Origin of the sequence: Nocardioides sp. LML1-1-1.1, assembly GCF_040676175.1 — a bacterium.
Lineage (GTDB): Bacteria > Actinomycetota > Actinomycetes > Propionibacteriales > Nocardioidaceae > Nocardioides.
The window spans coordinates 335,366-357,768 of sequence record NZ_JBEGHK010000001.1 but is presented as its reverse complement, the minus strand read 5'-3'; the positions used below and the strand labels follow the sequence as shown (position 1 = coordinate 357,768).

Genomic DNA, 22,403 nt, shown 5'->3' with positions numbered 1-22,403 from the left:
TGATGGTCGCCCCCCAGCGATGTGCCGGTCCAACGAGTGCGTCCATCTTGCGTCACGCGACGTCTCGGGTATCGGAATTGGTCACAATTCGAGCTCGTCGAGTGCCTCCAGCACCCGGTCCGGGTCGATCTCGATGTCCTGCATCACCGGCTCGGCGCCGGGACGGCTGCGGCCCGGGTCGCCGTCCCCGACGAGGTAGCGGTAGCGGGCGTCGGGGATGTTGCCCACGATCGACCAGTACCCGCCGTTGACGTAGCCCGGCGCGAACAGCTCCAGCAGCCGTACGCCGGGCCGGGCGAAGACGAGGTTCGTCAGCGCCGCGCCGTGCGGGGACACGATCACCCGCGCCGCGGCGAAGTGGTCGACCTGCTGCTGCACGCTCAGCGCGCCCGGGTCGATCCGCGCGAACCCGCGCTCGGCGAGCGCCGCGAACAACCGGTCCTCGCCGACCACCCGCCGGGTGTTCGGCACGTCGCCGCGGGTGACGTAGACCCGCTCGGGCAGCAGGCTCAGGTCGCCGGCGGGGAAGCGCTCGCGCAGCCAGGTCGTCGTACCGGGCTCGACGAGGGTCTCCACGTTGGGCAGCGAGGGCACCAGCAGCCGGTCCGCGCGCAGCGCGAAGCCGGGCCCCGGGGTGATGATCCTCGCCGGGTCGATGCCCATCAGCTCGACGTAGGCCTTCTCGTAGCGGGTGGCGTGGTCGACCACCCAGAAGTCCGGGTCGGCCCCGCCGAGCACGGTGCGCACCGCCTCCCAGCGGGGCAGCGCGTCGATGAGGAAGTGGTAGTAGTTGCCGCCCGTGCCGCGCGCGGACAGGGCGCCCACGGTGCCCGCGACGTGGCGGACCGGGCCGGGCCGCGGGTTCCAGAAGACCGGGTGCTCCTGCCAGCGGTGGATGCCCCAGTAGTGGCTGGTCTCGCTGTCGAGGATGCCCCCGGCGGTCACCGTCGCGAGGTGGCGGCCGAGCAGCAGCCCGTCGCGCAGGTCCAGCACGAAGCGCTCGGGCACCTCCTGGCGCGCGCGGGCCGCGAAGTAGGGATGGTCGGCCGGCTCGCCCACCGGCATCGGCCGGTCGAGGGTGTACGCCGGCGCGAGGGCGTGGAACCGGGTGCCCACCGGCTCCCGGCGCACCGTCTCGCGCGCGGTCGGCGAGGCGCTCCGGGGCAGGCCGCGGGCCGGCCCGCCGGTGTGTCGGCCGACGGCACCGGCCACCCGGGCGCCGTACCGGTGGCCGCGCTTGATCAGCGGCCAGAACCGCTGCAGCTGCGGCGGGACCCGGCTCACGCCGCGCGGTGGAGCCAGAGGGTGCCGAGGCCGGTCTCGGTGATCTTGTCGAGCCGCTCGGGCACCAGCCCGACTCCCGCGAAGAAGTCGACGAGCTCCTGCACGTCGCGCCCGGTGACCGGGTGGTACTCCATGACGACCTTGCGCACCTCGCGCCACGACTCCGGCTTGCTCTGCAGCACCAGGTCGTACTCCGCGCCCTCGATGTCGAGCTTGACGATCTGCACCGAGCCGCCGGCGTCGCGCACCGCGTCGTCGAAGGTCACCGCCGGGACGGTCACCTCCTGGCCCGAGTCCTCCGGCGCGGTCAGGCCGTTGTGGCTGCTCGCGGTGCCGCTGTCGACGAAGGTGAACTCGCCGGCCTCACCGGCGAGCGCCTTGGCGTGCACGGTGACCCGCTCGCCGAAGCCGTTGCCCGTCACGTTGCGGCGCACGTACGACGCGCTGGTCGGCGAGGCCTCGTAGACGTGCACCTTCGCGGTGGGCAGCGCGTGCGCCAGCGCCATCGAGAAGCAGCCGACCTGCCCGCCGCCGTCGACGATGGTCGCGTCGGCGTCGACGCCGCTGGTCAGCTCCGCGATCCGGTAGATGTCGTCGGCGAAGATCTCGTAGACCGGGAAGCGCGCACCGTCGACGTTCGGCGTGGTGATCGTCAGCCCGTTGCGCAGGCGGAGCGTCATCTCCGGGCGGGCGAGCCGGGTCCGGCCCAGGGCCAGGTCGGCGAACACCGCGGGGAAGTTGCGGAAGAGAGCGGGGGTCTGGCGGACTCGCTTGGCGAGGTAGCCGGTGCTGCGGAGCGCGGTCACGGGACGAGGATAGGACGTGGCGCGGCGCACCACCCCCGAAGTCGGAAGGTCGTCGCGATTCCCTCCGCATCCGCCCGGCGGTGCGCAAGGATGGAGCCATGGTGATGTACCTGCTCCGGTGGCTGAAGTTCAACCTCCTGCGCGCCCACGACGCGATCATCGGCCCGAACCAGGCCGTCGCGGCGCGGCTCAAGCGGATGGGCCGGCTCGAGATCGGCGACCACTCCTACGCCATCCCGACCATCAAGTTCTACGAGCACGACAACACCAAGCTGACCATCGGCAAGTACAGCCCGGTCTCGGAGACCGCGATCGTGATGCTGGGCGGCGAGCACCCGAACAACACGGTCAGCCACTTCCCGTTCCGGATCCACTGGGGCATGCCCGGCGCCACCAAGGACGGCAACCCGGTGCCCTCGGCGGACACCTGGATCGGCTCCGACGTGGTCGTCTACCAGCGCGCCTTCATCCGCAGCGGGGTGAAGATCGGGCACGGCGCGGTCGTCGCGGCCAACGCCATCGTCACCAAGGACGTCCCGCCGTACGCCATCGTGGGCGGCAACCCGGCGCGGGTGATCCGCTACCGGGCCACCGAGGAGCAGATCTCCGCGCTGCTCGACATCGCCTGGTGGGAGTGGCCCGACGAGGAGGTCAAGGCCGCCGTCCCGCTGCTGACGACCGACGACATCGACGGCTTCATCGCCTACGCGCGCGAGCGCCAGGCGGCCGGCAAGGTGCCGGTCCGGTCCTGACGGGGCTTGCACGAACCCCCACCCGCGAGGGGGCCCGGCGGGTCACTCGGAGCGGTTGCGGACCAGCCGGCCGAGCTGCTCGATGTCGGCGTCGACCATGAGCCGGGCGAGCGCCGTGGCGTCGGTCGTGGCCTCCCAGCCGAGCACCTCGCGCGCCTTGGAGGCGTCCCCGATCAGCGCGTCGACCTCGGTGGGGCGTTCGTAGGACTTGTCGTAGCGCACGTGCTCCTCCCAGTCGAGGCCGGCGTGCGAGAAGGCCTCCTGGCAGAACTCGCGCACCGTCGTACCGACCCCGGTGGCGAGGACGTAGTCCTGCGGCTCGTCGTGCTGCAGCATCCGCCACATGCCCTCGACGTACTCGGGCGCGAAGCCCCAGTCGCGGACCGCGTCCAGGTTGCCGAGGTCGAGGTGGTCGGTGATGCCGAGCTTGATCGAGGCGACGCCGAGGGTGATCTTGCGGGTCACGAAGGACTCGCCGCGGCGGGGGGACTCGTGGTTGAAGAGGATGCCGGAGACGGCGAAGAGGTCGTAGGCCTCGCGGTAGTTGACCGTCACCCAGTGCGAGTAGAGCTTCGCGGCGCCGTACGGCGAGCGCGGGTAGAACACCGTGTTCTCGCTCTGCGGCGGCGGGGTCGCCCCGAACATCTCCGAGGTCGAGGCCTGGTAGAACCGGCAGTCGATCCCCGAGGCCCGGATCGCCTCCAGCAGCCGCAGCGTGCCGACCGCGTCGGTCGAGGCGGTGTACTCCGGCAGCTCGAAGGAGACCTTCACGTGGCTCTGCGCGCCGAGGTTGTAGACCTCGTGCGGCTCGATCGCGTGCACCAGGTTGACCAGGCTGACCCCGTCGGTGAGGTCGCCGTAGTGCAGGTGGAGGTTCTCCGTGCCGCCCAGGTGGTCGATCCGCGCCCGGTTGAGGGTGGAGTGGCGCCGGACCAGCCCGTGGACCTCGTAGCCCTTGCTGAGCAGGAGCTCGGCGAGGTAGGAACCGTCCTGGCCGGTGATGCCGGTGATGAGCGCGCGCTTCATGGGCGGGAAGCCTAGTGGTCGGAGGGCCGGTCGCGCCGGGAGATCAGGACTTGTCCAGCCAGCGACGCACCTCGGCCTCGATCTGGGCCTGCCGTCCCTCGCGGTGGAAGAAGGCCAGCCGCTCGGGCAGCTCGCGCACCGGCTCGGCGGGGTTGCCGCGGTAGAGGGTGAGCTCGGCCTTGAGCTTGGTCGCGACCACCGAGCCGGCGGAGACGATCGAGCGGGCCGGGACGTTCGTGCCGCTCTGCAGGGTGCAGCCCGACATCAGCACGCCGTAGTCGCCGAGGGTGACCTTGCTGCTGCCGAAGCGGTCGTTCACCAGGTTGAGGTTGTGGGTGAGGATCGCGGAGCGGAAGCCGGCGATCGCGGCCTGCTTGCCGAGCTCGATCCGGTCGGTGACGTCGAGCTCGTGGCCGGTGGTGATCACGGCGTACTCGCCCATGACCAGCGACGGGTCGCGCTTGGGGTCGGGATAGATCCCCCACGACGACGGGACGCCGATGATCCAGTTCCGCGAGGAGATGTTGGCGCCCTCCGCCATCCGCAGCTCGTCGAGGTCGCGGATCACGTTGAGCGGGCCGATCTGGGCGCCCGGGCCCATGGTCACCTTGCCGACCACGACCAGGCTGCGGCCGATGTGTGCCGTCGGGTGGATGTCCCACCCCAGGAAGCGGTTGGCGACGGCGTGCTTGAGCCGCTGCGGGAGGAAGATCAGGAGCAGTGCGAGAACTCGCCTCATGGAGACCCTCAGGAAGTGGTTGGATTCGGCGGGGGAGTCTATCGACCTTTGAAGGGACCAGCATGGGAACCAGCGACGCCGGGCCGTCGGTCAGCCACCAGCCCGACGCCCACTACGACCGCGTGCACGAGGCGTGGCGCCTGATCCTGGGCGAGGAGTTCCACTACGGCTACTTCCGCCCCGAGGGCATCGGCCTCGCCGACGCCGCCGCCGCGCTGACCGCGCAGATGCTGGCGCGAGCGGAGATCCAGCCGGGCGAGCGGGTGCTCGACATCGGCTGCGGCACCGGTCACCAGTCCTGCAAGCTCGCCGCGGAGCACGGCGCCCAGGTCCTCGGCATCACCACCAGCGGCACCGGCGTGGCCGCCGCGACCGCGCTCGCCGCCTCCCGCGGCCTCGACGGCGCCCGCTTCGAGCAGCGCGACGGCACCGACAACGGCCTGCCGGACGCGAGCTTCGACGTGACCTGGGCCCTGGAGTCCTCGCACCTGATGCGCGACCGCAAGGCGCTGCTCGCCGAGTGCGCGCGGGTGCTCGTGCCCGGCGGCCGGCTGGTCCTGTGCGACATCATCAGCCGGCGCAAGATCCCGTTCCTGGAGGTCCGCGAGCGGCGCGAGGAGTTCGCCCTGCTCCGGGCGGTCTACGGCGACGCGCACATGCTCCCGCTCGACGAGTACGCCGCGATGCTGACCGAGGTCGGGCTCACCGTCGACGACCTCACCGACATCAGCGACGAGACCCTGCCGACGTTCGCCGCCTGGCGGGCCAACTGCGACGAGCACGCCGAGGAGATCACCCGGCTGATCGGCGCCGACGGGCTGGACGAGTACGTCCGCTCGACCGAGGTGCTCGAGGCGTTCTGGAACGACCGCACCTTCGGGTACGGCATCCTGAAGGCCACCAAGTGACCCATCATCGTGACCTGACCCTGCCCACCGCGTTGGGTGGGTGACCTCATCCGTGTCGAAAGGATTCGAAGTGACCGTGGACCGTGCCCGGGCAGTCATCGTGGAGTTCCTCCAGCGCGCCAACAAGGAGTACGGCGAGCTGACCGATGACCTCAGCCTGTACGGCGGCGGGCTCGAGCTCGACTCGCTGGAGGCCGCCGAGCTGTCGGCGCTCCTCGAGGACGAGCTCGGGTCGGACCCGTTCTCGACCAGTGACGTGCTCCCGGAGACCGTGGGCGAGGTCCTGGCGTTCTACGACGCCGCATGACGGCGCCCATCGAGGCGCGCGTCGCGCTCGTCACCGGCGGCAGCCGCGGGCTGGGCGCCGGCATCGTCGAGGACCTGCTGGCGCAGGGCTACGCCGTCGCGACCTGCTCCCGCTCGCGCACCGACCAGGTGGAGGTGTGGGAGAAGGAGTTCCCCGACCGCTTCTCGTTCCTGAGCGCGGACGTGTCGGTGGAGGCCGACGCGACCCGCTACGTCAAGGACGTGGTGCAGCGCTGGGGCCGCATCGACGTGCTGGTCAACAACGCCGGCGTCGCGGGCGAGGGCATGATCGCGCTCACCGACGACGGCCTCATCGACCGCGTCGTGGACCTCAACATCAAGGGCACGCTCTACGTCACCCGGGCCGCCAGCCGCACCATGCTGGCCCGCCGCAGCGGCGCGATCGTCAACATCTCCTCGGTGGTCGGGCTCTCTGGCTACCGCGGGCTGTCGGTCTACAGCGCCACCAAGGCCGCCCTCGACGGGATGACCCGCTCCCTCGCTCGCGAGCTCGGTTCGCGCGGGATCACCGTCAACAGCGTCGCGCCGGGCTACCTGCGCACCGAGATGAGCCACGGCCTCGACGAGGACCAGCTCAAGCAGATCGAGCGCCGTACGCCGCTGGGGCGGCTCGGTGACGCCCAGGACGTGGCCCGCGTGGTGTCCTTCCTGGTCTCGCCCGACAACAAGTTCATGACCGGCCAGGTGCTCGTCGTGGACGGTGGCCTCTCCAGCTGAGCGCCGCACGAACGAGAAGGGCCCGGGTCGAACGACCCGGGCCCTTCGTCGTACGAGGTGGAGATCAGGAGGACTTGCGCCAGTAGGCGCCGTTGCCGTCCACGTCGACGATCTCGTCGGTGATGCCGTGCTGCGCGCGGTAGTCGTGCACCGCCTTGCCGGCCTGGTCGGGCAGCGTGCCGTAGTCGTCGATGATGCAGAAGCCACCGACCGACAGCTTGGGGTAGAGCGCGTCGAGGGCCTGGATGGTCGACTCGTAGAGGTCGCCGTCGAGGCGGATCAGGGAGTACTGCTCGGCGGGAGCCGTCGGCAGGGTGTCCTTGAACCAGCCGACCAGGAACTTGACCTGGTCGTCGAGCAGGCCGTAGCGCTCGAAGTTGTGGCGCACCGCGGCCTCGCCGACCGACAGGCCGGTCTGCAGGTAGAAGGTGTCGCCCTGGTCGGCCGGGAAGTCCTTCACGTTGGGCGCCGGGAGGCCCTGGAAGGAGTCGGCCAGCCAGACGGTGCGCTTGGTGTCGCCCCAGGCCTTGAGGTTGGCCCGCATGAAGATGCAGGCGCCGCCGCGCCACACGCCGGTCTCGATGAAGTCGCCGGGGACGTCGTCCTCGATGATCGCCGTGATGGCGTCCTGGATGTTCTGCATCCGCTTGAGGCCGATCATCGACTCCGAGCGCGCCGGCCAGTCGCTGCCGGTCTCGCGCAGGGCGGGGTCGTAGGGCTTCTTGTAGGCGATCTCGAACCCGAACCGCTGGGCGAGCGAGCCGGCCGCGTTGGCCGCCTTCTTCTTCAGGGACGGCGATCCGGCCGTCCGCACCCCACCCAGGATCGAGTCGTTGTCCTCCATCAGAGCACCGGTCAGGGTGCGCTTCATCAGGTCGAGGTAGAGCTCGCGCAGCTCGTCGGGGGTCGTCGTCACCGGGCGAAGATAGCAGGGGTTCTCGCCCCAAATCCGGCGTCGGCGAATATTGTCTGGACCGCCCCGCGATCCCTCTTCCGCGGTGGCCGAAAGGGCGCATGGGAATGGACAACCAGCCGGACATCCAGCAGGACCGGGCCAGCGAGGAGGTCGCCGGCCTGCGGGCGCGGCTCTACCCCGAGGTCGAGGCCGGAGGCTTCACCCGGTACGACGGCTTCGTCGAGTTCTACTCGCGGGTCAACGCCCTCCTCGACGAGGACAGCGTGGTGCTCGACTTCGGCGCGGGCCGGGGGGCGTGGCAGTTCGAGCCGCTCGCGCCGTACCACCGCAAGCTGCGGGCGGTCGAGCAGTGGGTCGACCGTGTGGTCGGCGTCGACGTGGACCCGGTGGTGCTCGAGAACGAGTCGCTGGCCGAGGCCAAGCTGATCGAGCCCGGTGGCCCGATCCCCTACGACGACGAGACCTTCGACGTCGTGATCGCCGACTACGTCCTGGAGCACGTGGGTGCCGAGGACGCGCAGGTCGTGGCCGACGAGGTGATGCGGGTGCTCAAGCCGGGCGGCTGGTTCGCGGCCCGCACGCCCAACAAGTGGGGGATCATCGGGCTCGGCGCCCGGGCGGTCCCGAACGACCTGCACACCCGCGTGCTGACCCGGCTGCAGCCCGGTCGCAAGGCGGAGGACGTCTTCCCGGTCCGCTACACGATGAACACCCGCAAGGACCTGGAGCGCCTGTTCTCCGCGCACGAGCTGGTGCTCTACGGCCACGCGTCGGAGCCGACGTACTTCGGCTCGGCCCGGCCCGCGTGGCGCGCCGCGCAGCTCGTCGACCGGCTCACGCCGCCGCGCTTCGCGCCGACCTGGATGGTCTTCGTCCGCAAGGGCTGAAGAAGTCGGAGGGGCGGGAGACCTGGTCTCCCGCCCCTCCGTTGCGTCTCAGGCCCGGCGGCGCCCGCCGGAGGAGCCCTTGCCGCGTCCGGTCGGCGCGGTCTCCTCGTAGTAGTAGTAGTAATACGAGCCGACGGCGCGCTTGGCGACCATGTTGACCACGACGCCGTAGAGGCGGGCGCCGACCTGGTTGAGGCGGTTGATGGCCTCGTTGACCTGGTCCTTGGTCGTCTTGGCGTGGCGCACGACGATGATCACGCCGTCCGCGAGCTTGGCGAGCACCGAGGCGTCGGCGACCGGCAGCAGCGGCGGGGCGTCGATGATCACCATGTCGTACGACGAGCGGAGCCGCCGGATCAGGTCGTGGGTGATCTTCGACTGCAGGATCTCGGTCGGGTTCGGCGGCTTGGCGCCGCTGGCGAGCACGTGCAGGCCGCTGGCCTCGTGCACCTGGATCGCGTCGTGGATCTCGGTCTTGCCGACGAGCGCGGTGGTGAGACCGATCGCCGGGTCGAGCCCGAGGGTGGTCGCCACCCGCGGGCGGCGCAGGTCGGCGTCGATGATCAGCGTGTTGCGGCCGGTCTGGGCGAGCGCGACGGCGAGGTTGGTCGACGTCATCGTCTTGCCCTCGCCCGGCACGGCGCTGCTGATGACGAGGCAGCGCGGCTGGTGGTCGAGGTCGATGAACTGCAGGTTGGTGCGCAGCAGGCGGAAGGCCTCGGTGCGCGCCGCGAAGCCGCCCAGGTCGGTGAGCAGCGGCGCGGAGCGGATGTCGTTGTCGAAGCCGATGCTGGCCAGGACCGGCGACTCGGTGAGCTCGCCGACGTGGTCCGCGGTGCGGATCGTGCGGTCGAGCAGCTCGCGGGTGACCGCGAGGCCGATGCCCAGCAGGAGGCCGATCAGGCCGGCGACGACCAGGTTGAGCAGCACCGTCGGGCTGACCTGGCTCGGGTTGTAGGTCGCCTCGTCGGTCTTCTTGACCAGCACGGTGTTGTCGGCACCCGTCACCTGCTCGAGGTTCTGGATGTAGTCGGCGAACTCGGCGACCGTGACGTTGGCGATCTTCTGCGCCTCGCGGGCGTTCTCGTCCTGGATCTTGAGCTCGATGAGGGAGGTGCCCTCGACGACCTCGGCGGCGATCCGCGAGGCGAGCTTCTCCGGGCTCATGTCGAAGCCGCCGGCCTTGATGATCAGGTCCGCGAGCTCGGTGCTCTTGGCGATCTGCGCGTAGGTCGCGGCGCGCTGCGTGATGGCGAGGTTCGCGGCGTAGGCGTCCGTCGTGTCGCGGACGTCGACGGTGAGGAGCACCTGCGCCTTCGACTCGTACATCGGCGTACGCGTGAACGTGATCGCCGCGGAGACACCGAGCGCGAGCGCCACGATGAGCAGGACGCTCAACCAGCGACGGCGCAGCACGACCAGAAACTGCTTGAAGTCCAAGACCCAACCCTTGCTGTCGGTACCGTGTGCCACGGACAAGTGAGGTGATCCTAGTCAACAACAGTGGGCTTCCGTGGCGGAGGGCGCAAACCCGGTCAAGGCGCGTCGTCCGTGCCTGAGGTACGCCGCCGTCGCCGCTCCACCCCGAGCCGCCGCTTCGTCCGCCGCCTCAAGGAGCTGCGCAGCGAGCACCCGCGCCGGTTGGTCCTGGCCGGCATCGGCGTCGTCGTGCTGCTCGGCCTCGCCTGGTCGGCCTGGGTGCTGCGGGCGGCCAGCCACGACCTCGCCGACGTCCGGGAGAGCGCGACCGTGATGCGGGCGGCGCTGGTCCGCGCCGACGCCGACAGCGCCCGGCGGGCCATGGCGGACTACCAGGAGGCGGCCGCCTCCGCCCACGACCGCACCTCGGGGCTGACCTGGGGGTTGTTCGAGGCCGTGCCGCTCCTCGGCGACGACGCCGAGGGCATCGCGACCGCCGCCGAGGTGCTCGACGGGATCGGCCGCGACGGCCTCCCGCCGATCGCCGACGCCGCGGACCTGGTCACGGCCGACACCTTCCAGCCCGTCGGCGGGCGCTTCCCCGTGGACCGGATCGCGGCGATGGTCGCTCCGGCCGAGCAGAGCGAGAAGGCCTTCGACGAGGCCGCCACCACGTTGGGCAAGGTCGACACCGACAGCTTCCTCGGCCCGGTCCGCGAGCAGTTCGGCAAGCTCGAGACGCTGGTCACCGACGCGCGCTCGACCCTCGGGTCGACGTACCGCGCCGCCCGGATGATCCCGCGGATGATGGGCACGGACCGCCCCCGTTACTACCTGATGGTCATGCAGAACAACGCCGAGCTGCGCAGCGGCGGCGGGCTGCCGGGCGCACTGTCGCTGGTGCGGATGCAGGACGGCAAGGTGGACATCGTCGAGCAGGCCGACATGTCCGAGCTCGGCCGTGACACCCGGCCGGTGGTGACGCTGACCGCCGAGGAGGACCGGATCTTCGGCCGGATCCTCGGCCTGGCCGCCGTGGACGCCACGCTCACCCCGGACTTCCAGCGCTCGGCCGACATCATCCGGGCGCGCTGGGAGCGGGAGAAGGGCGGCCGGCTGGACGGGATGTTCTTCGTGGACCCGGTCGCGGTGTCCTACCTGCTGCGCGGGACGGGTCCGGTCGACGTGCCGAAGTACCGCCCGGTGGACGCCGCCAACGTCGTGCAGGCGGTGGAGAACGAGATCTACCGGCTCACCAACGACCGCGAGATCCACTCGGACTACCAGCAGGCTGTCGCGGAGGCGGTGTTCGACGCCTTCGCCGCCGGTCGCGGGGACACGGCCGAGTCGATCCGCGGGCTGGTCACCGCGGTGCTCGAGGGCCGGATCCGGATGCACAGCTTCGAGCCGGACGACCAGGCCGAGATCGCGGGAACGATGATCGCCGGTGAGTTCTCCGACAAGGCCAGCAACGACCCCGGCGTCGGGATCTACATCAACGACGGCGGACCGACGAAGATGCAGTACTACCTGAAGTACGACGCCACGGTGATCCCGCGCTCCTGCGTCGGCGACCGCCAGCTGCTCAACGGGTCGATCGACCTGCTCAGCGACACCCCCGCGAACCCGCGCGGGCTGCCCGCCGCGATCACCGGTGCCGGCTATCCCGACCAGCGCGTCGCGCCGGGGGACCAGCTGCTGGTCATCTACGTGACCTCGCCGGTCGGCGGCGAGATCGACGAGCTGTCGATCGACGGTCAGCGGGTGGGCAAGCCGGTCGTCGAGGCGCTGGCCGGGCGTCAGCTGGCGCGGGTGGGTCTCACCTTCGCGCCCCAGGAGCGGCACCGGATCGAGTTCGTGATGAAGGCCGGGCCCGGGCAGACCGGCGACGTACGGCTCTCGGTGACGCCGGGCGCCTCGGCGGGCAGCCCGAACCGCACCGTCCCCAGCTCCTGCACGGTGCGCTGAGCCTGCCGTTCTCACATGACGGACACCCGTCTCGCCATTCGGGAGGGCGAATGGGTTCGGCGGGATTTCGCGCCTAGGCTCTTGCCCATGTCGACGACCCTGCTGCTGACCAAGCGGCGCGCGGTGGACAACTGCCGCGTCAGCTCGGCGCTGTGTCGACCCTGCTGACGGGTCTCTGATCCGGCGTTCCGCCGTCTCCCCGTCGCCTCCGTGGCGCGTTCGCGCCCAGGCTTCGTCCTGTGCGCCCTCGCGCTGCCAGCAGCAGCCGTACGTACCCACCACCACCGCGCAAGTAAGGAAATCCCCATGAGTCGCGAGAACTCCCTCGTCACCACCCAGTGGGCCGAGGACAACATCGACACCCCCGGCGTCGTCATCATCGAGGTCGACGAGGACACCACGGCCTACGACAAGGGCCACATCAAGGGCGCCATCAAGCTCGACTGGACCACGGACCTCCAGGACCAGGTCCGCCGCGACTTCGTCAACAAGGAGCAGTTCGAGGCCCTGCTGTCCTCGCGCGGTGTCTCCAACGACGACACCGTCGTCCTCTACGGCGGCAACAACAACTGGTTCGCGGCCTACGCCTACTGGTACTTCAAGCTCTACGGCCACCAGGACGTCAAGCTCATCGACGGCGGCCGCAAGAAGTGGGAGCTCGACAGCCGCGAGCTGACCGACGAGGTCCCCACCCGCGCGGAGACCACCTACGTCGCCAAGGACCAGGACCGCTCGATCCGCGCCTTCCGTGACGACGTCGTCGCCGCGATCGGCACGCAGAACCTGGTCGACGTGCGCAGCCCCGACGAGTACGCCGGCCGCCTGCTCGCCCCGGCCCACCTCCCGCAGGAGCAGTCGCAGCGCGCCGGCCACATCCCGACCTCGGTCAACGTCCCGTGGAGCAAGAACGCCAACGACGACGGCACCTTCAAGTCCGAGGAGGACCTGAAGGCGCTCTACGACGAGGTCGGCTTCGACGAGGACAAGGACACCATCGCGCTGTGCCGCATCGGTGAGCGCTCCTCGCTGACCTGGTTCGTGCTCCAGGAGCTGCTCGGCAAGAAGAACGTCAAGAACTACGACGGCTCGTGGACCGAGTACGGCTCGCTCGTCGGTGTCCCGATCGCCCTCGGCGACGAGCCCGGGGAGGCCTGAGCCATGTGCGGTGCGAAGGTGGGAGGTCTCTCCCTCGACGGCGTCAACGTCGCCAAGGAGGCGGTGATCCAGGGCCAGGTCGTGCGCGGCCAGGGCGAGGACGCCACCCCGGTGCCGGGCGCCTACGTGCGGCTGCTCGACCAGTCCGGTGAGTTCACCGCCGAGGTGCCCACCTCGGCGACCGGCCACTTCCGCTTCTTCGCGGGCGACGGCCAGTGGACCCTGCGGACCCTGGCCCCCAAGGCCGACCCGGTCGACCGCGCCGTGCAGGCGCAGACCGGCTCGGTCGCCGAGGTCCAGATCTCGATCTGAGGCCCTGATGCGCGACGACGGCGGCTCCCGGAATCCGGGGGCCGCCGTCGGCGTTGAAGGACGGATGTGAACCCCGGACTCCTCATCCTGGTGCTGGCCGTCGTCGTGGCGGTCGGCTTCGGGCTGCACCGCCGGCGCGTCGACGGGCGTTTCGCCGGCGCGCCCGCCGCTCCCGCGCAGCCCGCCGAGGAGACCGTGTGGACCTCGGTCGCCGCCGCGCTGCCCGAGGCCGAGCTGGGGGAGCGCGCCACGCTGGTCCAGTTCTCCAGTGCCTTCTGCGCCCCCTGCCGCACCACCCGGGTGGTGCTCGCCGACGTCGCCGAGCGGTACGACGGGGTGGCGCACCTGGAGATCGACGCCGAGCAGCACCTCGACCTCGTGCGTGAGCTCGACGTCCGTCGTACCCCCACCACGCTGATCCTCGATCCCGCCGGCCGCGAGCTCACCCGAGCCGCCGGTGCCCCGCGCCGCGAGCAGGTGCTCGCCGCGCTCCCCACCTCTGAGGAGACCCGATGACCGCCACCGGTATCGACCCCCGCGGCCCTCGCTTCACCGCGACCGTCACCCTCGTCGTCTTCGCCGTGGCCCTGCTGCTCTCCGACGCGGCGCCGGGCGTCGCCGCCGTGCTGACCGGCGTGCAGGCCGCGCTCTTCGCGATCGGTGCCGGGCTCGGCGTGCAGAAGACGCCGACCGGGCTCTTCTTCCGCTCGGTGGTCCGGCCCCGGCTCACCCCGCCCGCCGAGCTGGAGGACCCCGCCCCGCCGCGCTTCGCCCAGGCGGTCGGCCTGGTGTTCGCGGTCGTCGCGACGATCGGCTTCGCCACCGGCGCGGTGCTGCTCGGCCAAGTCTTCGCCGGCTTCGCCTTCGTGGCGGCCTTCCTCAACGCGGTCTTCGGGTTCTGCCTGGGCTGCGAGATGTACCTGCTCGGCGCGCGGCTGCGCGGACGCCCGGCCTGAGCCTCGACGATGACGGGGCCACCGCGCGCGATCGGTCGGCACCGTCGGCACGGGTGAGGTCGCGACGGCGCCGGGACGCCTACGGCGATTCGAGCAGCACGGTGAGCGGGCCGTCGTTCACCGAGGTGACGGCCATGTCGGCGCCGAAGACCCCGCGCTCGACGTGCGTCCCGGCCGCCTCCAGCGCGGCGCACACCGCGTCGTACAGCGGCTCGCTGACGGAGCCGGGCGCGGCCGCGGTCCAGGTGGGCCGGCGGCCCTTGCGGGCGTCGCCGTACAGGGTGAACTGGGAGACGACCAGCACGGGCGCGCCCTCGTCGGCGACCGAGCGCTCGCCGGGCAGGATCCGCAGGTCCCGGATCTTGCGGGCCATCCAGGTGACCTCGGCCGGCCCGTCGTCATGGGTGATGCCGAGGTAGACCAGCAGGCCGGGGACGTCGAGGGCGCCGACCACGGCACCGTCGACGACCACGGACGCGGAGGAGACTCGCTGCAGGACGGCGCGCATGGCGCCATCCTGCCGTCTCAGCCGGCGGCGGGGCGGGCCCGGTCCTGCTGCTGGGCGACGGCCGGCGCGAGCGCGCCGGGCTTGCGGGCGTAGGCCTCCAGCACGATCCGCGGCGCCCAGCCACGGTCGATCAGGCGGTCCGCGGCGCGGCCGATGCCACGCGCGGCGCGCGGCGGGACGCCCATCGAGGCGAGGTAGGTGCCGGAGTTGAGGGAGTAGCGGGCCCGTGGGATGACCTCGACGTCGACGAAGCCGACGGCCCGCAGCGCGGCGGTCATCGACTCGGCGGTGTGCAGGTGCCAGTGGTGCGGGGCGATCCGGCGGTCCACCCAGTGCGACATCCGGCCGCCCGCCGCGGCGGTGAGCGCGACGGCCGCCGTGTCGATGCGGGTGCGACGGGGCGTCTGCAGGAAGAGCGTGCCGCCGGGCTTGAGCAGGTCGAAGGAGCTCTGCAGCAGCGCCTCGGGGTCGGCCACGTGGGCGAGCACGCACCACATGGTGACCGCGTCGTGCTCGGGCACGTCGAGCGCCGCGAGGTCGCCGAGGTCCACCTCGACGCCGTGCGAGCGGGCCGCGAGGTGGACGTTGGCCTCGATCAGGTCGTTGCCGCGCACCTGGAAGCCGCGGCCCCCGGCGACGGAGAGGAACTGGCCGTCACCGGTGCCGATGTCGTAGAGGCTGCGGTCCTGCGGGCCGCCGTCGAGGCGGGCGCCCAGCTCGTCGAGCACCTCGACCTGGGCGGCCTCCGCGGCGTGGCTGCGCTTGCTGGCCACCCAGGCCGCGCGCTCCTCGACGCTGATGTCCTCCAGGCCGACGGTGTCGGGCAGCACGAGGTCGGCCCGGTCGGACCAGCCGAGCAGGCCGCAGGACCGGCAGCGGAAGTTCTTCCGCCCGGTCCGTCGCGAGGGACGGTAGTTCTTCAGGTTCTGCGAGCCACAAGCTGGGCATGCGGTGACGGACATTGCCGGTGGAGCCTCCGGACCGCCGTGGCGTAGTCGGAAAGGGGGATGCACGGCGGTGTGAGCCCACCCTAGGCCGACTTCTGGGACCTGGCGCCCCGTACCAAGGAAAAAATCCTCAGTAGACGAGCGCCTGCACACCCTCCGCGAGCGCCTCCTCGACGAAGACCGCCGCCCCCGCGATCCGTACGCCGGGCAGCAGGTCGGCCTCGCCCAGCGAGCGTCGCGCGGCGCACTGTGCGCACACGGTGACGGTGCCCGTCGCGAGCACCGCGTCGACCAGGTCGGGGAGCGGGGTGGCCAGCGGCAGCTCCAGCTCTGCCGCCCGGCCGGGCACGGCCAGCCAGGCCGCCTCGCCGGTGAGCCAGAGCGAGACCGCCACTCCCGAGGCGGCCGCCGTACCGGCGACGGTGAAGCCCTGGTTGCAGCGCTCCGGCTCGTCCGCGCCGCAGGTCACCTTCACCACGAGTCCACGCGCCATGCGGCGAGCGTACGGGAGCCCGCCGCTGTGCGACCCTGGGCCCGTGGTCAGGCTGCGGCACCGTCTGCGCGTCGTCGAGGCGCTGGTCCTGGTGCTGCTCGCGCGGGTGCTGCGTCGCCACGTCCCGATGCGCCGCTGGTCGGCGCTGCTCGGCCCGACCGGCCCGGCGCGGACGGCGCCCGTGCTCGGCCGGCTCGACGGCGCCGAGGTCCGGGTCGCGGTCGCGCTGCGCTCGGCGGCCGCGCGCACCGGCGCCAACTGCCTGGAGCAGGCGGTGGCGGCCAGCGTGATGATGCGGGTACGCCGCCGCCCCGGCGTCGTGGTCGTCGGGCTCGACGCGCGCCGGCCCGACGCGGTGCCGCACGCGTGGTTCGTGGGCGCCTCCGGACTCGTCGTCACCGGCGAGGACGTGATGGACGGCTTCCGCCCGGCGTCGCAGTTCGGACCGCTATCCTCGCGCCCATGAGCTCCGTAGCCCGCACCTCCGGCGTCGTCGAGGCCCAGTTCGACGAGGTCCGGGTGCTGCTCAACGCGGAGCTGGAGTACCTCGGCCTCGACGAGGTCGGCCAGCGGGTCTGGGACCTGCTCGCCCAGCCGAGCGACCTCGACGAGCTGGTCGCGATGCTCACCGCGGAGTACGACGTCAGCGATGCGCAGTGCCGCACCGACGTCGCCCGCTTCCTCGACGCGCTCGAGAAGCACGGCCTGGTCGACCGGGGATGATCCTCCGGGCGCCGGGGCTGACCCGGCAGGTCCTCGACGTGCCGGTCGAGGAGGGGACGGCGCCGGCGCCGTGGGACGCGCCGATCGCCGAGCCGCCGCACCTGTGGGCGGACCAGGGCCAGCTGCTCTTCCGTGCGCTCGGGTCCGCCGTGCACGTCACCGCCGACCGTGTCGTGCTGGACACCCCGGACGCCGGCCAGCGGGCGTCCATGGACTGGCTGCTCTACGCCACCGCGACCCGCGCCCTGCTGTCGTTGCGTCACCGGTTCAACCTGCACGGCGGGCTGGTCGTGGCGCCCGACGGCCGTGCGTGGGCGCTGCTCGGGGAGTCGACGGCGGGCAAGTCGACGACCGCCGTCGAGCTGGTACGACGCGGCTGGACCCTCGCCAGCGACGACATCGCCGAGGTGGTGCCCGGCCCGGACGGTGCGCTGGCGCTGCCGGTCGCCCGGCCGCTGCACCTCTCCGACCCGGCTGCGCGGGCGCTCGGCGCGGACGTGGAGCAGGGCCGGTGGCTGCCCGAGCGCGACAAGCGGGCGTACGACGCCCCGGCCGACCTGGCGCCGCGCCCGCTCGCCGGGCTGGTGGTCCTCACCGAGCGGGAGGGGGCCGGCGAGGTCGTCGCGAGAGAGGTGCCGGGCCTGGAGGCGCTGCCCGTGCTGGCCTGGTCCGCGGACCGCTACGGGATCTGCCGGCTGCCCGCCCACCGGGCCGCCTTCCACGACTGGACCACCTGGCTGGCGCGCACGGTGCCGTTGTGGCACGTCGAGCGCCCGGCGGGGCGGGACACCGTCGGCGAGGTGGCGGACGTGGTGACCGGGCTGGCCTAGCGCCCGAGCACCTCGTCCTCGTACCAGACCGCGAAGTGGCCGTACGAGAACGCGCGCCCGTGCACGCCGTGCCAGTAGATCGCGCGCAGCGGGTCGGCCAGGTCCGGGCCGAGCGAGCGCTCCAGGGCGTCGAGGTCGACGAAGCCCGGCACGCTGGGGGAGGCGCGGAAGCGGTCGAGCAGGTCGCGGTAGTCCTGCTCGTGGCCGCGCACGACCTCGGCGATGTCGGCGCCCTGGCTGCCGTAGGTGCGGCGCAGGCGGACGGGGTCGGGCAGCAGGCCGGCGGTCGCGGCCCGGGCCAGCCCCCGGGACCGGCCGCCGGTCAACCAGGCCTCCTCGGGCAGGCGCGCCGCGAGGGTGATGAGGGCGGGGTCGGAGAGTGGGTCGCTGACCCAGACGGTCTCGGACATGTGCTGGGCCATGTCGATGCGGGAGTCGTCGCCGAGCAGCATCGCCAGCCAGTCGGCTCGGGTGGGCGGGGCGGTGGCGAGCCGCTCCCAGGTGGCGAGGTCGGCGCGGGCGGCCTCGCTCAGGGAGTCGGCCACGAGCGGCAGGTCCGCAGGCCCGGGGCCCGAGGCGGCGGGCGTGGACCCGCGCAGCCGGGCGAGCACCCGCGGCGGGAGCGCGTCGCGCAGCACCTCCCGGGCGGCCCGGCGGTGGGGGAGCCCGTCGGCGTGGCGGCGGCGTACCTCGCGCAGGAGGGCGGGCCAGGCGTGCCGCGCGGCGAGCTCGCGGACGATGCCCTGGCGGGGCCGGGAGAAGGTGGCGTTCCCGGCCGTGCCGGTGAGCAGGAGGGGGTGACCCGCGGCCTCGGTGCGCCGCACCATCTCGTTCAGCCACGCCTGGTTGGCGGGGTTGCCCGAGGGGTGCCACGTGCGCTCGTGGAACCAGGCCTCGGCCTGGACCGGCCGCACCCGCGCGGTGTTGACGACCTCGGCCGCCCGGATGCCGGGGACGGCGGCGACGAGGGCGCGCACGTAGGGACTGTCGTCGGGCTCCCAGCTCGGGTGGTCGTCGACCGCGCCGGGCAATGGGACGTGGGTGAGGGCGTCGACCCGGCGGCCGTCCGGGTGCAGGATGCCGGCGGCGAGGGCGGCCACGGTCGTGGAGTCGAGGCCGCCGGAGAGGGTGGCGCCGACGTCCCCGGCCGGGGGGAGGGAGGCCGCGACCGCCTCGGCGACGGTGGCGCGGACCAGGTCGGGTGCGGCGCGCCGCAGGGCGGCGTCCGGCTCGGTCGGAGGATGGAACCATCTGCGCACCCGGAGGGCCTGGTGCGGCGCGAAAGTGAGGGCGTGGCCGAGCGGGAGCCGGCTGACGCCGGTGAACACGGTGCTCTCGGGAGCGTCGTGGAGGGCGACGAGGTCGGCCAGCTTGCCGACGTCCAGGGGTGGTGGCGCGGCCAGCGCGCCGACCAGCTCGCGGGGGTGCGTGCCGACGAGGAGGGTGTCGCCGTCGACGGCGTAGAGCGCGGCCTGCTCCCAGCGGGGACTGGTCGCGACGAGGAGCGACCCGTCCGGACCGTGCCGGGCGACGGCGAAGCCCTGGCGCAGGGGCACCGGACCGGTCAGGTCGCGGCGCAGCCAGGCGCGCAGGGCAGTGATGTCGACCGGGCCGGGCCCGGTGTGCAGCGAGATCCCGTCACCGAGATCCGACCAACGTCCGACCAGCCGCGCGCGGGCGGCTCCGGACGTCACGCGCGGCAGGTCAGCTGCCGAGCTTGATCTGCCTCCGGTTGCTGGTGCCGTCGCCGACCGTGCCGATGAGGCTCGCCTGAGCGTCCTTCGCGGCGCTCAACGGCGCGACGGTGGGCGCAACCCACGTCTTCTTCTCCATCGCCACATCTCCCTCAGTGTGTCGGCTGACAACCATCGTACGAGACATCATGGCCGGGCGGAACCGATGGTTGCAATCCGGACGCATGACGATCCGATAACGGACCAACCGTCCCACAAGTCACGGCGTGTTGACTTGCGAATCTCCCGTGACCCGGATCACGACGTCTGCGGCGGCGGTGACGGCGCCGCGGTGGGTGGCCAGGACGACCGTCGCGCCGCTCGCCCGGACCGCCGCGAGCAGCCGGCGCTCGGTGTCCTCGTCGAGCGCGCTGGTCGCCTCGTCGAGGACCAGCAGGTGCGGGCGCCGGACCAGCGCGCGGGCGACGCAGACCCGCTGCTGCTCTCCCCCGGAGAGCTGCGCGACGTCGTGCAGGACCGTGTCGAGCCCCGCCGGCAGCCGTCGTACGACGTCCGCGACGCACGCCGTCTCGAGCACCTCCCACAGCTCCTCGTCGGCGACCTCGCGCCCGGCGGCCCAGGTCAGGTTCGCCCGGACGCTGCCCGGGACGAGGACGGCGAGCTGCGGCACGTAGGCCAGCCCGGCCCGCCAGACCGACGGCGGCGGCAGCGGCGCCCCGTCGGCGAGCACCGCGCCCGCGGTCGGCGTCAGCAGCCCGAGCACGCAGTCGAGCAGGGTGGACTTCCCGGCACCGCTCGGCCCGACCACGGCCACCAGGGCACCCGCGGGGATGGTGGCGTCCAGGCCGCGCAGGGCCGGCTCCTCGCCGTAGCCGGCGGTGAGCGCGGTGATCGTGAGCGCCGGCGCGGCCGTGACCGGCGCGTGCGCCGAGACGTCGCCGGCCGGCTCCGCGTGGGCGCGGGCGGAGGCGGCGATCTCGGAGACCGCGTCGATCGCGGGGGCGTCGTGGGCGAAGGCCTGCGCGCCCTGCACGGAGGTGCGGGCCAGGGTCATCGCCCGGTTCATCACCACCGCCAGGGTGATCAGCTCGGCCACGCCGAGGTCGAGCGCCCGGCCGGCCAGCACCAGGGCCAGCGCCGCGACGACCCCCACGACGCTGAGCACGGACTGGTAGCCGGCGGTCAGCTCGACGTACCGGCGCTCGATCCGGCGGCTCGCCACCGCGCTGTCGCGGAGCAGGTCGATCCAGCGGCCGGCGGCGTCGTGCGCGCGGACCAGGCGCAGCGAGGAGAGCGAGTCGGTGACGGCGGCGCCGAAGAGGGTGCTGCGGTGGAAGCCCTCGACGCCCAGGTCCACGCTGCGCCGTACGACGCGGCGGCTCACCAGCGCCACCACGGCCAGGACCACGATCGCGGTGCCGCCGAGCACCGGGGAGATCCACAGCGCGGCGACCACCGTGGCGCCGAGGGTCACCGCGCTGACCGCCGTGTGCAGCAGCAGCGCCAGTGCGGCCTCGAAGCGCTCCATCTGGGTGGTCGTCGCCTGCACCACGTCGCTGGTGCGCTGGCGCGCCAGGAACGGCCACTCGGCGTGCAGCAGCTCGCCCAGCGCGCCGAGCCGGACCCGGTCGGCGGTGCGCATCTGGATGCCGGTGCCCTGCACCGCCGTCAGCCAGCCGCAGCCGGCCCGCAGCAGCGCGACGACCAGCAGCGCGCCGACCGCGAGCGGGGCGTCCACCTCCAGGTGCAGCCGGGGCAGGTCGACCGCGCCGGCCCCGGCGAGCACCTGCACCAGCGGCACGAGCAGCAGCAGCGCGACCGCCTCCAGCACCGCGCTCGCGAGGAGGGTGAGCTGGAACAGGAGCAGGGCCGGGCGCCCGCAGGCGTCGGCCGCGGCGGCCAGGTAGGCCCGGGCGCGGGAGGTCATCGCACCTCCCGCAGCCGGGCGAGGGTACGACGCGCGCGGCGCCCCAGCCCGACCGCGATCGCGCGCCCTGCGGTCCGCTCGCCCACCTCCGCCAGCTGCTGCGGCGGGAGCAGAGCGGTGACCGCGGTGCCGGCGACGTCGCGGGGGGAGTGGCTGGCGGCGAGCGCCCAGGTGACGTACCGGACGACCTGGTCACCGGGGTGCCGGCGGGCGTTGATCTCCAGCGCCTGCAGGGAGCGTGCGCGGGGGAGGCCGGCGCGGGTGGCGCGGAAGCCCGGCGTACCGGGCGGGAGGCCGACGGTCGCGGCGACCACGCTGAGGCTGGCGCGCGCCAGCCGGTCCGGGGCGGCCGGCCAGGCGGCTGGGTCGCGGGCCAGGCGGTGCACGTCGACCAGGCTGCGCAGGGTGTCCCAGCCGTCGCGGGCGCTGTGCCGCAGGGCCTGGTCGAGGGCGTCGGCGGGGGAGAGGGTCGCGACCGTGACCGGGCCCAGGTCGGCGTACGCCCGCCGGGACCAGAGCGCGGCGAAGCCCGGCGCGCCGTCCTGGGTGGTGTCCAGGCGCCAGTGCAGGTCGACGACGGCGTCCGGGCGGGCCAGGGAGAGCTCGTTGCCGTGCCGCAGCTGGTGCCGCCAGCTCCACGCCGCGCGGTCCACCGTGCTCCCTGCGCGACAGGCCCAGCCGGCCGCGAGCAGGCGGTCCAGCGCGGGCTCCACGTCGGCGGGCGCGACCAGGAGGTCCACGTCGCCGCCGCCGCGCGCCGTCGGGTCACCGGTGGTCTGCACGGCGAGCGCCGGGCCCTTGAGCACGAGGTGGTCGATGCCGGCCAGCAGGTCGCCGAGCTGGCCCACGGTGAGGATCCGTGCCATCGCCGTACGACGGTCGGCGTCGCGCAGCGCGCCGAGCTCCGCCGCGACGGGTCCGGGGAGGTCGAGCTCCTTCACCCGTCCCGCGAGCAGGATCTCTACCCGGTGCCGCACGGCCGCGTCCAGGAAGTCGTCGGTGGGGACCGCGCCCCGCCACCGCCAGCCCGGCTCCGCACCGGCCTCGGCCGCGAGTGCTGCGCGCACGGCACGCCGCAGCTCGGACACGGCGGCGGGGGTCAGCACGGG

At 72.8% G+C, this 22,403-nt stretch carries 27 protein-coding genes; 14 read left to right on the top strand and 13 right to left on the bottom strand.

The annotated features are described in order from the left end of the window. Positions 1-81: 81 nt before the first annotated feature. Entirely contained in the window at positions 82-1,284 is a 1,203-nt protein-coding gene (locus MRBLML1_RS01750) for a glycosyltransferase family 61 protein (RefSeq protein WP_364510506.1), read from the bottom strand. After that, complete coding sequence (locus MRBLML1_RS01745; RefSeq protein ID WP_364510503.1) at positions 1,281-2,090, bottom strand: FkbM family methyltransferase; 810 nt, start codon at positions 2,088-2,090, stop codon at positions 1,281-1,283. Before MRBLML1_RS01745 ends, MRBLML1_RS01750 begins: the two co-directional genes overlap by 4 nt. A 98-nt stretch (positions 2,091-2,188) precedes the next feature. Between MRBLML1_RS01745 and MRBLML1_RS01740 the strand changes: the two genes are divergently transcribed. Then, positions 2,189-2,842 (top strand): CatB-related O-acetyltransferase, encoded by a 654-nt coding sequence (locus tag MRBLML1_RS01740; protein WP_364510500.1) that lies wholly within the window; start codon positions 2,189-2,191, stop codon positions 2,840-2,842. A gap of 42 nt (positions 2,843-2,884) precedes the next feature. Here MRBLML1_RS01740 and gmd read toward each other — a convergent pair whose 3' ends face one another. Together gmd and MRBLML1_RS01730 are read right to left on the bottom strand one after the other, a co-directional pair. After that, positions 2,885-3,868: a GDP-mannose 4,6-dehydratase gene (gmd, locus tag MRBLML1_RS01735; RefSeq protein WP_364510497.1), complete on the bottom strand. Its 984-nt coding sequence runs from the start codon at positions 3,866-3,868 to the stop codon at positions 2,885-2,887. Between the two features lie 43 nt (positions 3,869-3,911). Next, entirely contained in the window at positions 3,912-4,607 is a 696-nt protein-coding gene (locus MRBLML1_RS01730; protein ID WP_364510492.1) for a hypothetical protein, read from the bottom strand. A 62-nt stretch (positions 4,608-4,669) separates the two neighbouring features. Between MRBLML1_RS01730 and MRBLML1_RS01725 the strand changes: the two genes are divergently transcribed. The 3 genes from MRBLML1_RS01725 (at position 4,670) to MRBLML1_RS01715 (ending at position 6,559) form a co-directional block, all read left to right on the top strand. Further along, positions 4,670-5,515 carry a methyltransferase domain-containing protein gene (locus MRBLML1_RS01725; RefSeq protein ID WP_364510489.1) on the top strand — a complete coding sequence of 282 codons (846 nt, stop codon included), beginning with the start codon at positions 4,670-4,672 and terminating at the stop codon, positions 5,513-5,515. A 70-nt stretch (positions 5,516-5,585) separates the two neighbouring features. Then, the gene (locus MRBLML1_RS01720; RefSeq protein WP_364510486.1) at positions 5,586-5,822 is read left to right on the top strand and encodes a hypothetical protein; all 237 of its coding nucleotides are present in this window, start codon (positions 5,586-5,588) and stop codon (positions 5,820-5,822) included. Next, positions 5,819-6,559: an SDR family NAD(P)-dependent oxidoreductase gene (locus tag MRBLML1_RS01715; RefSeq protein WP_364510483.1), complete on the top strand. Its 741-nt coding sequence runs from the start codon at positions 5,819-5,821 to the stop codon at positions 6,557-6,559. The genes MRBLML1_RS01720 and MRBLML1_RS01715 overlap by 4 nt, the downstream gene beginning before the upstream one ends. 64 nt (positions 6,560-6,623) lie before the next feature. Here MRBLML1_RS01715 and MRBLML1_RS01710 read toward each other — a convergent pair whose 3' ends face one another. Further along, the gene (locus MRBLML1_RS01710) at positions 6,624-7,475 is read right to left on the bottom strand and encodes a TylF/MycF/NovP-related O-methyltransferase (protein WP_364510480.1); all 852 of its coding nucleotides are present in this window, start codon (positions 7,473-7,475) and stop codon (positions 6,624-6,626) included. 104 nt (positions 7,476-7,579) lie between these two features. On the opposite strand from MRBLML1_RS01710, the gene MRBLML1_RS01705 reads away from it, so the two are divergent. Further along, a complete protein-coding gene (locus tag MRBLML1_RS01705; RefSeq protein WP_364510478.1) occupies positions 7,580-8,362 on the top strand; it encodes a class I SAM-dependent methyltransferase in 783 nt (260 codons plus the stop codon). A 48-nt stretch (positions 8,363-8,410) separates the two neighbouring features. Here MRBLML1_RS01705 and MRBLML1_RS01700 read toward each other — a convergent pair whose 3' ends face one another. Next, positions 8,411-9,802 (bottom strand): polysaccharide biosynthesis tyrosine autokinase, encoded by a 1,392-nt coding sequence (locus tag MRBLML1_RS01700; RefSeq protein ID WP_364510475.1) that lies wholly within the window; start codon positions 9,800-9,802, stop codon positions 8,411-8,413. A 111-nt stretch (positions 9,803-9,913) separates the two neighbouring features. Here MRBLML1_RS01700 and MRBLML1_RS01695 point away from each other — a divergent pair, with 111 nt between their 5' ends. The 6 genes from MRBLML1_RS01695 (at position 9,914) to MRBLML1_RS01670 (ending at position 14,172) form a co-directional block, all read left to right on the top strand. Next, positions 9,914-11,749 (top strand): DUF4012 domain-containing protein, encoded by a 1,836-nt coding sequence (locus tag MRBLML1_RS01695; RefSeq protein ID WP_364510472.1) that lies wholly within the window; start codon positions 9,914-9,916, stop codon positions 11,747-11,749. A gap of 15 nt (positions 11,750-11,764) precedes the next feature. Beyond that, a complete protein-coding gene (locus tag MRBLML1_RS01690) occupies positions 11,765-11,917 on the top strand; it encodes a putative leader peptide (RefSeq protein WP_364510469.1) in 153 nt (50 codons plus the stop codon). A 138-nt stretch (positions 11,918-12,055) separates the two neighbouring features. Further along, entirely contained in the window at positions 12,056-12,904 is an 849-nt protein-coding gene (locus MRBLML1_RS01685; RefSeq protein ID WP_364510467.1) for a sulfurtransferase, read from the top strand. A gap of 3 nt (positions 12,905-12,907) precedes the next feature. After that, on the top strand, positions 12,908-13,216 hold the full coding sequence (locus MRBLML1_RS01680) for a DUF1416 domain-containing protein (RefSeq protein WP_364510465.1): 309 nt from the start codon (positions 12,908-12,910) through the stop codon (positions 13,214-13,216). Between the two features lie 66 nt (positions 13,217-13,282). Next, positions 13,283-13,732, top strand: coding sequence for a TlpA family protein disulfide reductase (locus tag MRBLML1_RS01675; protein ID WP_364510462.1), 450 nt, complete (start codon positions 13,283-13,285; stop codon positions 13,730-13,732). Next, positions 13,729-14,172, top strand: a complete 444-nt coding sequence (locus MRBLML1_RS01670) for a DUF4395 domain-containing protein (RefSeq protein WP_364510459.1) — start codon at positions 13,729-13,731, stop codon at positions 14,170-14,172. The genes MRBLML1_RS01675 and MRBLML1_RS01670 overlap by 4 nt, the downstream gene beginning before the upstream one ends. 79 nt (positions 14,173-14,251) lie before the next feature. Here MRBLML1_RS01670 and dtd read toward each other — a convergent pair whose 3' ends face one another. The 3 genes from dtd to MRBLML1_RS01655 form a co-directional block, all read right to left on the bottom strand. Further along, positions 14,252-14,680, bottom strand: a complete 429-nt coding sequence (gene dtd, locus MRBLML1_RS01665) for a D-aminoacyl-tRNA deacylase (RefSeq protein ID WP_364510456.1) — start codon at positions 14,678-14,680, stop codon at positions 14,252-14,254. Positions 14,681-14,697: 17 nt separating this feature from the next. Beyond that, positions 14,698-15,642 (bottom strand): class I SAM-dependent methyltransferase, encoded by a 945-nt coding sequence (locus MRBLML1_RS01660; RefSeq protein ID WP_364510453.1) that lies wholly within the window; start codon positions 15,640-15,642, stop codon positions 14,698-14,700. 115 nt (positions 15,643-15,757) lie between these two features. Continuing rightward, positions 15,758-16,120, bottom strand: coding sequence for a DsrE family protein (locus tag MRBLML1_RS01655; RefSeq protein WP_364510451.1), 363 nt, complete (start codon positions 16,118-16,120; stop codon positions 15,758-15,760). A 43-nt stretch (positions 16,121-16,163) separates the two neighbouring features. Here MRBLML1_RS01655 and MRBLML1_RS01650 point away from each other — a divergent pair, with 43 nt between their 5' ends. From MRBLML1_RS01650 to MRBLML1_RS01640, 3 genes are read left to right on the top strand one after another with little or no spacing between them, the layout of a single operon-like run. Further along, complete coding sequence (locus tag MRBLML1_RS01650; protein WP_364510449.1) at positions 16,164-16,586, top strand: lasso peptide biosynthesis B2 protein; 423 nt, start codon at positions 16,164-16,166, stop codon at positions 16,584-16,586. Continuing rightward, on the top strand, positions 16,583-16,843 hold the full coding sequence (locus MRBLML1_RS01645; RefSeq protein WP_364510446.1) for a PqqD family protein: 261 nt from the start codon (positions 16,583-16,585) through the stop codon (positions 16,841-16,843). Before MRBLML1_RS01650 ends, MRBLML1_RS01645 begins: the two co-directional genes overlap by 4 nt. Continuing rightward, positions 16,840-17,673, top strand: coding sequence for a hypothetical protein (locus tag MRBLML1_RS01640; protein ID WP_364510443.1), 834 nt, complete (start codon positions 16,840-16,842; stop codon positions 17,671-17,673). Before MRBLML1_RS01645 ends, MRBLML1_RS01640 begins: the two co-directional genes overlap by 4 nt. Here MRBLML1_RS01640 and MRBLML1_RS01635 read toward each other — a convergent pair. The 4 genes from MRBLML1_RS01635 to MRBLML1_RS01620 all read right to left on the bottom strand — a co-directional run bounded on the left by MRBLML1_RS01635 (position 17,670) and on the right by MRBLML1_RS01620 (position 22,400). Then, the gene (locus tag MRBLML1_RS01635; RefSeq protein WP_364510440.1) at positions 17,670-19,367 is read right to left on the bottom strand and encodes an asparagine synthase-related protein; all 1,698 of its coding nucleotides are present in this window, start codon (positions 19,365-19,367) and stop codon (positions 17,670-17,672) included. The genes MRBLML1_RS01640 and MRBLML1_RS01635 overlap by 4 nt on opposite strands. Positions 19,368-19,377: 10 nt before the next feature. After that, positions 19,378-19,506 carry a hypothetical protein gene (locus tag MRBLML1_RS01630; protein WP_364510438.1) on the bottom strand — a complete coding sequence of 43 codons (129 nt, stop codon included), beginning with the start codon at positions 19,504-19,506 and terminating at the stop codon, positions 19,378-19,380. Positions 19,507-19,626: 120 nt separating this feature from the next. Then, entirely contained in the window at positions 19,627-21,294 is a 1,668-nt protein-coding gene (locus MRBLML1_RS01625) for an ABC transporter ATP-binding protein (protein WP_364510435.1), read from the bottom strand. Continuing rightward, positions 21,291-22,400: a nucleotidyltransferase family protein gene (locus MRBLML1_RS01620; RefSeq protein ID WP_364510432.1), complete on the bottom strand. Its 1,110-nt coding sequence runs from the start codon at positions 22,398-22,400 to the stop codon at positions 21,291-21,293. The genes MRBLML1_RS01625 and MRBLML1_RS01620 overlap by 4 nt, the downstream gene beginning before the upstream one ends. Positions 22,401-22,403: the final 3 nt, after the last annotated feature.